Annotated in this window: 13 protein-coding genes; 4 read left to right on the top strand and 9 right to left on the bottom strand. The window is 48.9% G+C overall.

The window, feature by feature from the left end:
* Positions 1 to 28 precede the first annotated feature (28 nt).
* Together ftsZ and lpxC are read left to right on the top strand one after the other, a co-directional pair.
* Positions 29 to 1,201: a cell division protein FtsZ gene (ftsZ, locus tag MN202_RS17820; protein WP_335737494.1), complete on the top strand. Its 1,173-nt coding sequence runs from the start codon at positions 29 to 31 to the stop codon at positions 1,199 to 1,201.
* A 147-nt stretch (positions 1,202 to 1,348) separates the two neighbouring features.
* Positions 1,349 to 2,260, top strand: coding sequence for a UDP-3-O-acyl-N-acetylglucosamine deacetylase (gene lpxC, locus MN202_RS17815; protein WP_335737493.1), 912 nt, complete (start codon positions 1,349 to 1,351; stop codon positions 2,258 to 2,260).
* A gap of 45 nt (positions 2,261 to 2,305) precedes the next feature.
* Here lpxC and MN202_RS17810 read toward each other — a convergent pair whose 3' ends face one another.
* Positions 2,306 to 2,776, bottom strand: a complete 471-nt coding sequence (locus tag MN202_RS17810; protein ID WP_335737492.1) for a DciA family protein — start codon at positions 2,774 to 2,776, stop codon at positions 2,306 to 2,308.
* Positions 2,777 to 2,971: 195 nt separating this feature from the next.
* On the opposite strand from MN202_RS17810, the gene secA reads away from it, so the two are divergent.
* On the top strand, positions 2,972 to 5,689 hold the full coding sequence (gene secA / locus MN202_RS17805) for a preprotein translocase subunit SecA (RefSeq protein ID WP_335737491.1): 2,718 nt from the start codon (positions 2,972 to 2,974) through the stop codon (positions 5,687 to 5,689).
* Positions 5,690 to 5,754: 65 nt separating this feature from the next.
* On the top strand, positions 5,755 to 6,168 hold the full coding sequence (gene mutT / locus MN202_RS17800; protein ID WP_335737490.1) for an 8-oxo-dGTP diphosphatase MutT: 414 nt from the start codon (positions 5,755 to 5,757) through the stop codon (positions 6,166 to 6,168).
* Positions 6,169 to 6,193: 25 nt separating this feature from the next.
* On the opposite strand, the gene yacG is transcribed toward mutT, so the two are convergent.
* The 8 genes from yacG to MN202_RS17760 form a co-directional block, all read right to left on the bottom strand.
* Entirely contained in the window at positions 6,194 to 6,421 is a 228-nt protein-coding gene (yacG, locus tag MN202_RS17795; protein WP_335737489.1) for a DNA gyrase inhibitor YacG, read from the bottom strand.
* A 114-nt stretch (positions 6,422 to 6,535) separates the two neighbouring features.
* Complete coding sequence (zapD, locus tag MN202_RS17790) at positions 6,536 to 7,282, bottom strand: cell division protein ZapD (protein WP_335737488.1); 747 nt, start codon at positions 7,280 to 7,282, stop codon at positions 6,536 to 6,538.
* A 40-nt stretch (positions 7,283 to 7,322) separates the two neighbouring features.
* Positions 7,323 to 7,931, bottom strand: coding sequence for a dephospho-CoA kinase (gene coaE / locus MN202_RS17785; RefSeq protein ID WP_335737487.1), 609 nt, complete (start codon positions 7,929 to 7,931; stop codon positions 7,323 to 7,325).
* A gap of 25 nt (positions 7,932 to 7,956) precedes the next feature.
* Positions 7,957 to 8,844 (bottom strand): prepilin peptidase, encoded by an 888-nt coding sequence (locus tag MN202_RS17780; protein WP_335737486.1) that lies wholly within the window; start codon positions 8,842 to 8,844, stop codon positions 7,957 to 7,959.
* A gap of 4 nt (positions 8,845 to 8,848) precedes the next feature.
* Positions 8,849 to 10,081 carry a type II secretion system F family protein gene (locus MN202_RS17775; RefSeq protein WP_335737485.1) on the bottom strand — a complete coding sequence of 411 codons (1,233 nt, stop codon included), beginning with the start codon at positions 10,079 to 10,081 and terminating at the stop codon, positions 8,849 to 8,851.
* A gap of 100 nt (positions 10,082 to 10,181) precedes the next feature.
* Entirely contained in the window at positions 10,182 to 11,879 is a 1,698-nt protein-coding gene (pilB, locus tag MN202_RS17770) for a type IV-A pilus assembly ATPase PilB (RefSeq protein ID WP_335737484.1), read from the bottom strand.
* A 195-nt stretch (positions 11,880 to 12,074) separates the two neighbouring features.
* A complete protein-coding gene (locus MN202_RS17765; protein WP_335737483.1) occupies positions 12,075 to 12,491 on the bottom strand; it encodes a pilin in 417 nt (138 codons plus the stop codon).
* Positions 12,492 to 13,071: 580 nt separating this feature from the next.
* A complete protein-coding gene (locus MN202_RS17760) occupies positions 13,072 to 13,728 on the bottom strand; it encodes a cold shock and DUF1294 domain-containing protein (protein ID WP_335737482.1) in 657 nt (218 codons plus the stop codon).
* Between the last annotated feature and the right edge of the window lie 29 nt (positions 13,729 to 13,757).

The following is a 13,757-nucleotide window of genomic DNA, read 5'->3' as shown; positions in this document are numbered from 1 at the left end:
TAGTAAGCGTAAAAACGGAGAGAGAGCTATGTTTGAGTTAATGGAAAACCACAGCGAAGAAGCTGTCATTAAAGTAATAGGTGTTGGCGGTGGTGGCGGTAATGCTGTCGAATATATGGTTGCCAGCAATATTGAAGGTGTAGAGTTTGTTGCGGCAAATACCGATGCGCAGGCTCTGCGTAATTCGTCAGCCAATGTAACCCTGCAGTTAGGCGCTAACGTGACCAAAGGCTTAGGTGCCGGCGCTAACCCGGAAATTGGCCGTCGTTCAGCTGAAGAAGACCGCGAAACCATCAAGAAAACCCTGCAAGGCGCGGATATGGTGTTTATTGCCGCCGGCATGGGTGGTGGTACCGGTACCGGTGCAGCGCCTATCGTTGCTGAAGTAGCGCGCGAACTGGGTATTCTGACTGTTGCAGTAGTGACCAAGCCGTTCCCGTTTGAAGGCAAAAAGCGCACTACTTTTGCAGATGAAGGCATTCTGGAGCTGGCAAAGCATGTCGATTCACTGATCACTATCCCCAATGACAAGTTGTTAAAAGTGTTGGGTAAAGGCACCAGCCTGCTGGATGCGTTTAAAGCAGCGAACAACGTTTTGTTAGGCGCAGTGCAGGGCATCGCCGAGCTGATTACCCGGCCTGGCTTAATTAACGTCGACTTTGCTGACGTACGTACCGTGATGTCTGAAATGGGTACTGCGATGATGGGTAGTGGTCGTGCTACCGGTCCGGATCGGGCCGAAGAAGCGGCAGAACAGGCTATTTCCAGCCCGTTACTGGAAGATATTGACCTGTCAGGTGCTAAAGGTATTCTGGTTAATATTACTGCCGGCCTGGATATCAGCATTGAAGAGTTTGAAATTGTTGGTAATGCGGTTAAAGCCTTTGCCTCAGAAAATGCTACTGTAGTTGTTGGTGCAGTTATCGACCCGAATATGCAGGACGAACTGCGTGTAACTGTAGTAGCAACGGGTATTGGTGCTGATCGCCGGCCGGATATCAGTCTGGTGCCGGGTAGCCGCCCGGTAGACGTGCAAAAGCCGGTATATGGCACCCATGGTGGCGCTGCATTAATGCCGCAACACGAGGTGCAAACGGTTAAGCATGAGCAAACTGCGGTAAATGCCAAGGCCCAGCCAGAGAGCAAAGCCAATATTGATATCTTTGATATCCCGGCATTTTTACGCAAACAAGCTGACTAAAGCTATACTCGGTTGTTAGCCGGGTTTAGCCGCCGGCAGGCTTAGTGCCGCTTTAAGTTGCGGATCAGTGAAATTTGGCATAATTGTCACGTTATGCTATGCTTCGCCGCCATTTTATGATTGCTTATTATTTGAGCAGGAAGAAATATGATTAAACAACGTACCATCGGCAAAACAGTCAGCTCCATTGGAGTAGGATTGCACAAAGGCGAAAAGGTTACGCTTACTCTCCGACCTGCGCCGGATAACACGGGCATAGTGTTCCGTCGTGTTGATCTTGATCCGGTGGTTGACTTTAAGGTAACGCCAGAATTAGTGGGCGATACCGTGATGTGTACTTGTTTAATCAATGAAAACGGCGTGCGGTTATCGACCACTGAACACCTGATGGCGGCCATTGCCGGCCTGGGCATCGACAACCTGGTTATTGAAGTTGATTCGGCCGAAATTCCGATTATGGACGGCAGCGCCAACCCCTTTGTCTATCTGTTACTGGAAGCCGGTGTCGCCGAGCAACGTCTGGCGAAAAAGTTTATCCGTATTAAAAAAGCAGTACGGGTAGAAGATGGCGACAAGTGGGCAGAATTTAAGCCGCATCATGGCTTTAAAATCGACTTCGCTATCGAGTTTAATCATCCGGTTATTGCAGAAACTACCCAGCATATGCAAATGGATTTTTCTGCTGCTGGCTTTATTAAAGACATCAGCCGGGCTCGTACTTTTGGTTTTTTACACGAAGTAGAATACCTGCGGGCAAATAATCTGGCGCTAGGCGGCAGTTTTGATAACGCTGTGGTGCTGGATGAGTTTCGCGTATTAAATCAGGACGGTTTGCGCTACGAAGATGAATTTATTAAACATAAAATTCTCGATGCAGTAGGCGATTTATATATGGCGGGCTACAGCATATTAGGCGAGTTTAAAGCCTTTAAAACCGGCCACGCCTTAAATAATCAGTTGTTATGCGCGGTATTGGCCAACCAGGAAAACTGGGAGTTTGTCAGCTTTGAAGACAAAGCCGATATGCCAATTTCTTATCTGGCACCCCAGCTGGCATAACGCTAATCGATACTAACAAAACCCGGTTGTACCGGGTTTTGTCGTTTAAGAGTTCTGCCCGCCTGACGTAGCGTTTTCTGCCAGCTTTAATAGCGCTTGTTTTAAAGCGCCGCTGCTGCCCTGTGCTGCAGCACGCAGAGCAGTTGCGGCATTGTCGGATAAATGGTGGCTGTTTTTCTGCGGTATATTCAGCTGCGGTTTGTTTATCTGGCCACTAGGCGAGGCTTCAATTTCTAATCCGGCTAAATCAGGCAAGATTTTTCGGCGAAAATTGTCTAGAATGGCGTCGCGCTGTAATTTTAACCGGGTTAGCCAAGGCGGCGAGGCACACAAAATAACGGCCCTGCCATCACGTATGGTGCTAACCTGGCAAAAACTGAGTTGTTCCAGTTGTAATACCTCAGCCAATACCTTGTTCATCTGCTGCAACAAACTGGCCTGCTGTTGCTGCGAGGCTAAGCTACTGCCGGCCAGTAGCTTGCTAATGTCCTGGGGTTTTTGCGTATAGCGGGCCATGGCCTGTACACCTGCAGCTGTAATTTATACCGCACAGTGTAGCAGCTTCTGCCTGGGCAAAACACGTGCCCTTGAAAGCATTAGCTTCGGCCACCATATCTGGCGTAATATGTTGGGCTTATGCTCTGATTTACCGGCGTAATAATATGCTGCCGGGACTGCAATGCAGTTTTAACTTAACATGGTATTTGGATAATGTTTGGAAAACTCTTTACCAAAGTATTTGGTAGCCGCAACGACCGCTTCTTAAAAAAATTAGAAAAACAAGTCCAGCAGATCAATGCGTTAGAGGCAGAGTTTAGCGCCTTATCCGACGACCAGCTGAAACAGAAAACCAACGAATTCAAACAACTGCTCGCCAATGGCAGCAGCCTGGACGATATTTTACCCCAGGCCTTTGCCACGGTACGTGAAGCCAGTAAGCGCGTATTTAATATGCGTCATTTTGACGTACAGTTAATGGGTGGCATGGTACTGCATCAAGGCAAAATCTCTGAAATGCGTACCGGTGAAGGTAAAACCCTGACTGCCACGCTGCCAGCTTATTTAAATGCATTAAGTGGCAAGGGCGTGCATGTTATTACTGTTAACGATTATCTGGCTAAACGTGATGCGCAAACCAATGCGCCGCTGTTTAGCTTTTTGGGCTTAACCGTAGGCGTAAATGTGCCGGGTATGGCGCATCCGGAAAAACAACAGGCCTATCAGGCAGATATTACCTACGGTACCAATAACGAGTTTGGTTTTGATTATCTGCGCGATAATATGGCGTTTTCTCCGCAAGACCGCGTGCAGCGCGATCAGGCTTTTGCCATTATCGACGAAGTTGACTCTATCTTAATCGACGAAGCCCGTACGCCGCTGATTATCTCTGGCCCGGCAGAAGACAGTTCAGAGCTGTACAAGCAAATAAACGTGCTGGTGCCAAACCTGGTTAAACAAGATAAAGAAGACGAAGAAGGTGCGCACGGTGACGGCCATTTTACTGTCGATGAAAAAGCCCGCCAGGTTTATCTGACCGAGCAAGGCCAGATTGAAGTCGAAAATATGCTGCGTAGCAAAGGCATGATTGGTGAGCACGATACCCTGTTCTCTGCCGCCAATATTACTTTGCTGCACCATGTGTACGCCGCGCTGCGTGCGCATCAGTTGTTTAAGCGTGATGTAGATTACGTCGTAAAAGACGGCGAAATTATTATCGTTGATGAGCACACCGGCCGTACCATGGAAGGCCGGCGCTGGTCTGAAGGCCTGCACCAGGCAGTTGAAGCCAAAGAAGGCGTACGTATTCAAAACGAAAACCAGACGCTGGCATCCATTACCTTCCAGAATTACTTCCGCCTGTACGACAAGCTGGCAGGTATGACAGGTACAGCCGATACTGAAGCTTTTGAATTTCAACAGATTTATGGTTTAGAAACTATAGTAGTACCGACTAACCGGCCTATGGTGCGTAACGATATGGCTGATTTAGTCTATCTAAACGCTGAAGATAAGTATCAGGCGATTATTGACGATATTATCAAAAACCGTGACGCAGCCCGTCCGGTACTGGTAGGTACGGCGTCGATCGAAAGCTCTGAGTATTTATCTAACCTGCTTAACAAAGCCAAGATTAAACACCAGGTGTTAAACGCTAAGTTTCACGCTAACGAAGCGCAAATTATCGCTCAGGCGGGTCAGCCTGGCACGGTAACTATAGCCACCAACATGGCAGGCCGTGGTACCGATATCGTATTAGGCGGTAGCTTACAGGCAGAATTGGCCGCTTTAGCTGCAGATGCCAGCGACGCGCAAAAAGACAAAGTTAAGGCCGACTGGCAACAGCGCCATGATGCGGTAATTGCTGCCGGCGGCTTGCATATCATAGGTACAGAACGTCACGAGTCACGTCGTATCGACAATCAGCTGCGTGGCCGTTCTGGTCGTCAGGGCGACCCGGGCTCAAGCCGGTTTTACTTATCGCTGGACGACGCCCTGATGCGCATTTTCGCCTCAGACCGTATGGCAGGCATGATGCGCCGGCTGGGGATGGAAAAAGGCGAAGCCATTGAACACCCCTGGGTTAGCCGCGCTATTGAAAATGCTCAGCGTAAAGTTGAAGCGCGTAACTTTGATATCCGTAAGCAACTATTGGAATTTGATGATGTTGCCAATGATCAGCGTAAAGTGGTTTACGAGCAACGTAATGACCTGCTGGACGTTAGCGATATCAGCGAAACCATTAACGCTATCCGTGCCGACGTAGTAGACAACGTGATCAGCGAATATATTCCGCCACAGTCACTGGACGAAATGTGGGATGTGCCAGGGCTGGAGCAACGCTTAAAAGCCGACTACGCGCTGAACTTGCCAATAGCTCAGTGGTTAGCGGACGACAAAAAACTGTTTGAAGAAAAGCTGCGCGAGCGCATCGTGCTGGAAGTCGACAACGCCTATCAACAAAAAGAACAGATGGTAGGGCCGCAGGTACTGCGTCAGTTTGAAAAAGCCATTATGTTGCAAAGCCTGGATACGCACTGGAAAGAGCATCTGGCAGCAATGGACCATCTGCGTCAGGGGATTAACCTGCGCGGTTATGCGCAGAAAAACCCGAAACAGGAATATAAGCGCGAAGCCTTTGAGTTGTTTTCGGCCATGCTGGAAAACCTGAAAACCGATGTTATCGGCGTACTTAGCCGGGTACAGGTACGGGCAGCAGAAGACGTTGAAGCCGTAGAAGAGCAGCGCCGCAAAGCAGATGCCGTGCCGCACAATTACCAGCACGCTGAAGCAGAGCATGTCGGTGGCGATGTGCCGGACGACCTGCCGCGTGGCCCGGTGTTCCGTGAGCAGGATAAAGTAGGCCGTAATGACCCTTGTCCTTGCGGCTCAGGTAAAAAATACAAGCAGTGCCACGGTAAGTTGGTATAACACCAGATATAGGTTAAGACAAAGTCAGCTGCGGCTGGCTTTGTTGTTTCTGCAGGAGTTAAAAAATGACAAGCAAGATTATCCATGTCGCGGTAGGTGTAATTCTGCGCGATCAGCAAATATTACTGGCGCTGCGCAGCAGTAAGCAGCATCAGGGCGGTAAATGGGAATTTCCCGGTGGTAAAGTAGAAGATGGCGAAAGCGTGCAACAGGCACTAAGCCGGGAGTTGCACGAAGAAGTTGCCATCGATGTCACGCACAGCCAGGCGTTTATGCAAATAGAACACGCCTATCCGGAGAAAACCGTGTTGCTGGATATCTATTTAGTAAGCGGTTTTACTGGCGAGCCGCACGGCCGTGAAGGCCAACCATTGCGCTGGGTCACTATAGCCGAGCTGAGCAATATCGATTTTCCTGATGCAAATCAGCCGATAGTTGAGCGGATTCAACAACATTTTTCCAAGCAGCAGGGCAGTTGACAGGGTAACGGCTTTGCTACCCAGATCAGTGTTTAAAAAACTCATTATCCTGGGTAATAAACTCTTGTTCTAACTCTGCAAGATATTCTTCCGACAATGCGCTATCTATAGGTGCCTTGTCGGGGATGCGGTGGTTTTCTGCAGCCCAGTCACCTAAATCAATTAGTTTACAGCGCTCAGAGCAAAACGGCCGGTAAGCTGACTTTGCCGTCCACACTACGTCTTTGTCACAGGTTGGGCATTTAACTTTCATAGATTAATTCTCCTTCTAAGCGGCTATTCTACCAGTCATCTGCAACGGCACTAATGGTTTTCTGGCGCTAAAGTTTCAACCGCAGTGGCGGCTTAAATTACCGGCGGTTTGCATTTAGCAGCAGGCTAACTCGAAGTTGATGGTTTTTTCGCTGCTACAACGGCCGCTGTCATCGGATAACAGCATAAAACGGATGGCATAGCGGTATTTGTTGCCGCTCACTGTAGGGTAAGCCCCCACAGCAGGCTGGTATCTGATGCGCAGCAATTCGTGTTGTTCGGTGTTGCTTTGATAAAAACCGTTATCTGCCGTTACAGTGTTAAACTGGCCTTTACCGCGGCAAAACTGCAGTACCAGCTGCAACGCTTGCTGCAGCAGATTAAATTCGGTATACCACACTGCAGCGGCTTGCTGGCGCACATCAGCTGGTAAATTGAACCAGTATTGCAGTTGTGGCAAGTCAAAAAAACAGGTGCCGCCCGGTACTGCAAAGCGTTGGCGTAATGGCGCCAGAAACTTATCATCTTTTAAACTGGTTACAAATTTACCGCAGCGCAGCAAATCACTTTGCAGCCTGACAGCCTGTTGCAGCAGCGCCTGCAGTTTGTCGTCGGCCACCGACGGATGGCTGGCCCATTTTACCAGGGCGGCCTCGCTGCGCTCACAGTCTTTAATCAGATCCGGGCGGATATCATTGCGATCCAGCACCTCGATCAGATCGAACAGAGTATTAAAAAAGGCTTGTTGCTGCCATTCGTTTTGTAACGGCGTTAGCTGGTGCAATTGCTGTAGCAAGTACTCCAGGCGCAAGTAGGTGCGTAGTTTTTCGTTTAACGGGTGTTCGTAAGTAAGCTGTGTCATCAGTGTCTGCTAAATGTCCTGTTATAGCAGCACACCGGGCTTATGGCGTTAAGCCTGCCTGCTGCAGATAAAATGTGTGCAAACGCGCAACCTGTGTCTGCAAAGCTGCTATGCTGGTGTCGTTATGTACAATGTCGTCGGCGGCGGCCAGCCGGTCTTGCCGCGATATTTGTGCCGCCATAATGGCTCTAATTTGCTGCTCGCTGGCATTATCGCGCGCCATAGCACGCTGTAACTGCAACGGCTCGGGTAAGTCTATTACCAGTACCCGGTTAACATAAGTGTTAAGGCCGTTTTCCAGCAACAAGGGCGCAACCAGTAAAGCGTAGGGCGATGTTAGCTGTGCCAGCTGTTGTAACAGCGCCTGGCGTATTGCCGGGTGTAATAGTTGCTCGAGCCAGGCTTTGTCTGCACTGTGGCTAAATACACGCTGGCGCAATGCAGCGCGATCCAGTTCGCCATTTTGCAGCAAGATGTCACTGCCAAACTGCTGCTGTATCGCCTGCAGGCAGGGTGTGCCGGGCATTACCACCTGGCGGGCAACAATGTCAGCGTCTACCGCCTGTATACCCAAATCAGCAAAGCATTGCATCAGCGTGGTTTTACCACAACCGATGCCGCCGGTCACACCAACAATATAGTTAGTCACAATAGTTAGTCACAATAGCTAGACACTACAAGCCAAGATAACGCAGATAGGCAGTAGTGAGCTGCTCACCCCATAACAGCGCTATCCAGCCTGCTGCAGCGATATAAGGGCCAAACGGAATAGGCGTAGCTTTATCTTTGCCCTGTACCGTTAATAAAACTATCCCCACTACTGCACCAACACAGGAAGACAACAGGATAATTAACGGCAGCTGTTGCCAACCGAGTAAAGCACCAAACACGGCCAAAAGTTTAAAGTCGCCATAGCCCATGCCTTCTTTGCCGGTAAGCAGTTTAAACAACCAATATACGCTCCACAGGCTAAGATAACCGGCAGCGGCGCCAATAATGGCTTCGGCCGGGTTAACCATGGCTGAATCGCTGAGGCTAAACAGCAGCGCGAGCCATAACAGCGGCAAGGTAAGCTGATCGGGCAGCAGCATTTTGTCGATATCAATAAAACTAAGCGCAATCAGCAGCCAGGTTGTAACAATAACAACTGCCGCAGCTGCGCCAAAACCCAGCTGCCATGCCACAGTGGCCGATAACAGCCCGGTTAGCAGCTCTACCAGCGGGTAACGCGCACTTATCGGTGCCGCGCACTGCCGGCACTTGCCTTTTAGCAGCAACCAGCTTAGCAGCGGGATATTGTCACGTGCCTGTATTGGCGCATTGCAGCAAGGGCAAGCCGAGCGGGGCACCGCCAGGTTAAAACGCGCTGGTGTGGCAGGGGCAGCAGCGGCAGTATCCGGCGTAAAATAAGCCTGGTACTCCTGCTGCCATTCGTTTTCCATCATTTTTGGCAGCCGGTAAATTACTACATTTAAAAAACTGCCTACCACTAAACTAAGCAGCAGCACGGCGCCGGTAAACAGCGCTGGATACTGCTGCAATAAACTGATTAAATCTGTCATCAAATTAACCAACCACCTGGCCCATTTGGAAAATAGGCAGGTACATGGCAATAATCAAGCCGCCTATTACCACCCCCAGCACCGCCATGATCATCGGCTCCAGCAGGGCAGTTAAGCCATCTACCGCATCGTCTACTTCCTGCTCGTAAATATTGGCTACCTTAGACAGCATTGAATCGAGCGCGCCGGATTCTTCACCAATAGACACCATTTGCACTACCATCTCAGGAAACTGGTCGGTTTGCTTCATCGCCAGGTACATCTGGTTACCGGACGAGACTTCTTCACGGATAAATAAAATGGCATTTTTATACACTTCATTGCCGGCAGCCCCGGCGGCCGATTCCAGCGCCTCTATCAGCGGTACACCGGCGGCAAAGGTGGTAGACAAGGTGCGGGCATAACGGGCGACCGCGGCTTTATTCAAAATGCTGCCTAATACCGGCAAGCGGATAATACGACCATCGGCCCAGGTACGAAAGGTGAGATTATTGCCATAGGTTTTTTTAACGACAAAAAACAACGCTGCTATTGCAGCCAGTACCACCCACCAATACTGTTGCATCATTTCAGAAATGCCCAGTACAAATAAAGTAAAGGCCGGCAGCTCGGCACCGAAGCCGGCAAAAATTTCGGCGAACTGTGGCACCACAAAAATCAGCAAAATAGAGGTAACAATAGATGCCACGACCAAAACAGCGATAGGGTAAAACATGGCTTTTTTGATTTTTGATTTAAGCGCTTCGGCCTTTTCTTTATAAATGGCCAGCCGGTCGAAAATGGCATCCAAAGAGCCGGAGGCTTCGCCGGATTTTACTAAGTCGCAGTATAGATCATCAAAGTACTTCGGATGTTCGCGCAGTGTTTCTGACAGCGGCAAACCGGCCTGTATTTTTACTGATATTTTTTGCATTAGGGTGCGCAGGCTTTTATTTTCAGAGCCATTGGCTATTAAATCAATAGACTGCACCAGCGGCACGCCGGCGCCTAGCATAGTAGCAATCTGGCGGGTAACAATAGCAATATCCAACGGCGAAATCTTTTTTTCACCGCCAAACAGTGATTTTGGCTTACGCTTAACGCCGGATGGCGTAATGCCCTGCTGGCGCAATAAGGCCTTAACCTCAGCAATGCTGGTGCCTTTTATTTCGCCATCTACCTTGCTGCCCTTGCGGTTTACGCCTTTGTAGACGTAGGCTTCCAGCTCTTTTATTTTAAATTGTTGGGTTTGAGCCATTTGTTTTGTCCTGTTGCTGCGCTACTGCGCAATATTCACAATGTTATATCAGCTAACCAATAAAAACTAAACACTCACCATTCAACACTAAGCAAAGCGTTTAGCCTTTAGTCACCCGGTTAATTTCGGCCAGGCTGGTTAAGCCGGCTGCTGCCTTTACCAGGCCAGACTGGCGCAGGTTATTCACGCCTTCTTTTTGCGCCTGGGTGGCAATATCCAGCGAGTTACCGCCCTGCATAATAATATCTGCCATAGCTCCGCTTACCGGCATAACCTCGTAAATACCGACCCGGCCTTTGTAACCATTGGTGCAGTGCTCGCAGCCAATGGGTTTAAATATTTTTACTGTCGAAAGCTGGGCGTCGGTAAATCCCTGCCTTAACAGTTCGGCTTCGGGCAGTATTTCTGACTGTTTACAGTGGCTGCATAAGCGCCGTGCCAGGCGCTGGGCAATAATTAACGACACTGAACTGGCGACGTTATAAGCCGGAACGCCCATATTTAACAAACGGGTTAAGGTTTCCGGTGCCGAGTTAGTGTGCAGGGTAGAAAGTACTAAGTGGCCGGTTTGTGCTGCTTTAATGGCAATTTCGGCCGTTTCTAAATCACGTATTTCACCTACCATTACCACGTCCGGGTCCTGGCGTAAAAAAGCTTTTAATGCCGAGGCAAAGGTTAAGCCAGCGCGCGGGTTTACCTGCACCTGGTTAATACCGGCCAGATTTATCTCTACCGGATCTTCAGCGGTAGAGATATTGGTTTCTTCGGTATTCAAAATCGCCAGGCCGGTATATAACGACACCGTTTTACCCGAACCGGTAGGGCCAGTTACCAGTATCATGCCCTGTGGCTGGGCTAATGCGGCTAAATACAGTTGCTTCTGATTATCCTCGTAGCCCAGCACATCTATACCCAGCATGGCACTGTCTGAGTCGAGAATACGCATTACTATTTTCTCGCCCCACAAGGTAGGCAGGGTGCTTACGCGAAAGTCGATAGATTTTTTTGCTGACAGCTTTAATTTTATCCGGCCATCCTGCGGCACACGTTTTTCGGCAATATCCAGCCGCGACATAACTTTTAGCCGCGCCGACAAACGGGTAGACAGTGCCACTGGCGGGCTTGCGACCTCATGCAAAATGCCGTCGATACGAAAGCGGATACGGTAGCTTTTTTCATACGGCTCAAAGTGTAAATCTGATGCGCCTTTACGTATGGCATCCAACAGCATTTTATTAATAAAGGCAATAATTGGCTGATCTTCTTTATCTACCTGTACACCAGCGCCGTCTTCTTCTTCTTCCTGCACTATACCGAGCGAGCCAAGATCCCAGTCGCTCTCTGAAAAATCGCCGCCCAAGCTGCTGTCAAACAGCTTATCCAGCAGTTTATGCAGTTTGTCGTATTCAACCACCACCACTTCGGCGTTTAAGCCGGTGTTAAACTCAAAATCTTCAATGGTCTGAATATTGGTCGGGTCTACTACCGCCAGGTACATACTGCGGCCGCGCTTACCCAGCGGCAACATATCGGTTTTGCGGATCAGCTTTTCGTTGCGTAAATCTTCTGGTACATAGTCGATATCATACTGCTCTATATCCAGGCAAATGGCCTGGCTTATACCGGCCGCAGCCAGGGCCAGCTTTTCTGAGGTTATCAGTTTTTCGGTTATTAACAGCTCAGGCAGAGTCTTAAACTGGCCGCCTTTGTCGGTAACAATTTTAGTCGCCTGTTCGCCGTTAAGCAGGCCCAGCTGAACTAAGCGTTTAAACAGGGTAGAAGTGGTGGTAACGGCCATTAAGCGAAAACATCCTGATTTTGCTAATAAGACTTTGCATAATCAGTTGATTATGCCACTAAACCAGCGTTATTCAAGTTTAAGGCGTGCTTACAACAATAAAGCTAAATGTAAGATGCACAATAAATAAAAAGCCAGCTAATATGGCTGGCTTTTCTCTAGCAAGATCTTATCGATTTGGCTTTAAATCAATAATTAAGCTGCAGTACAACCAGCAGGTCTGAACTTAGCGTCGGCATCAGTTGTACAAGACCATACACCTGCAGCAGAGCGGTTAAGGTTGATCTTTTTGCCATTTACAGCAGCATTTGCATTTTTGATAGTACATTCAATAACAGTTGTGCCTGTCAGAGCGAGTGTACAGTAACGACCGCCGTTAGCTGTTTGGCCAACATAGCCTGCGTCTGTATCTGTCAACGATGGGGCAACTGGCTGATTCATGGCTACTTCAAAGTTAGTTTTTAAAGAGCTAACTTCAGCATAAGCACCGCCAACTTGTGACTTGGCTGTGTAGTCTTGGTACTGTGGCAGAGCGATAGCTGCTAAGATACCGATGATCGCTACAACGATCATTAATTCAATTAAGGTAAAACCTTGTTGTACGCGTTTCATAATTTACTTCTCCTGATGTTTAATTAGCCGCTGGGGCTACGGTCTATTTTGGCAATTTCTGGCCAAGCCGCAAGCGAAATGTTACTAAATTTTTCAAAATGGCACAAATAGTTGTATTAAAAAGAAATATTGTCTATTGCCGCTTGTTCGTTAAACAAACGCTATAGTACAAAAGTGCTAGTTTAATAGCTCTAAAATATAACCAAAAAAAATTACCAGACTATTTATCGCTGTTACAGCACTGCTTAACGTATGGCTTTGTCGCCTTTAGCAGCGCTGAAATGGTGATTAAACCAGCGGATTTTGCCTTTGCTTCGGAGTTCTCTTCTGCCAAAAGGCTATGATTTTGCTGTCAGGTCGCGCAGGATTGTGCAGTGTTTTATGCTTCTTGACGCATTAAAAATTAGCAAAGCTAAGGAAGATTTTCTCAGGCTGTAAGCAAAATCTGGCGAACTTGCTATGGCGTTTGATGAAAGCAAATTACCTTATGCGGTAGATGTGAAAATACTGCTAGACATGCAAAGCATGCCATTGCGTGAGCTTATACACCCGTTGATAAACTTATTTATCCGCTGTTGGCCTAAGCCGCCCACAAGGCCATGCGGGCCAGGAACGCCTGGCCCCAGGGCGATAACAGCCAGCTTACCAGTAAGGCGTTGCCCAGGATAACAAAGCCAAACTCACGCCGGAACGATAGCTTACTGCGCTTGTGCGCCAGCTGTTGCTGGGCAATATAGGCACCGGGCCAGCCGCCGATAAGGGCAAACAGTTGCAGGCTTTCTTCGGCCAGGCGGTTGCCGTGGCGGGCGATGGCGGCTTCTTTGTCGGTTTTATACAGCCAATAAGTCATCAGGCTGGCTTCGATATACAGCAGCGGTAAGACGTAGGGTAATTTACCAAACAGTAGTGCCAGCACGACGGCGGCTAAAAAGGACAGACGAAACAACAGCGAAAACTGGCTGGCCTGGTTAATTGTCGCCGCACTGCTGTGGCTGGCCGGTGCCGGGGTGTTACTGCTGGCTTTGTCGTTGTCAGAAAAACGCCACTGACTGGCAATAGGCCGGCCGCGTTTGTCGCTGCCCTGAGTAAAGTGCAGCCGGTCGCCTGGCTCGGGCCGGGCATTGCCGCCGGCCTGATCACGGATATGAAAAAATAGCTGTTGCTGGCTCTGATCGCACTTAACAAAGCCAAAGCCTTTGTCGTCATGCCAGGACACCACAGTACCGCTAAGTTGCATTTTATGTTCCTGTATTACCGCCTCATCCA

Source organism: Rheinheimera muenzenbergensis (assembly GCF_036984005.1).
Taxonomy (GTDB): Bacteria; Pseudomonadota; Gammaproteobacteria; order Enterobacterales; family Alteromonadaceae; genus Alishewanella; species Alishewanella muenzenbergensis.
The sequence above is the reverse complement of the archived record's forward strand: the minus strand, read 5'-3'. Positions and strand labels throughout refer to the sequence as shown.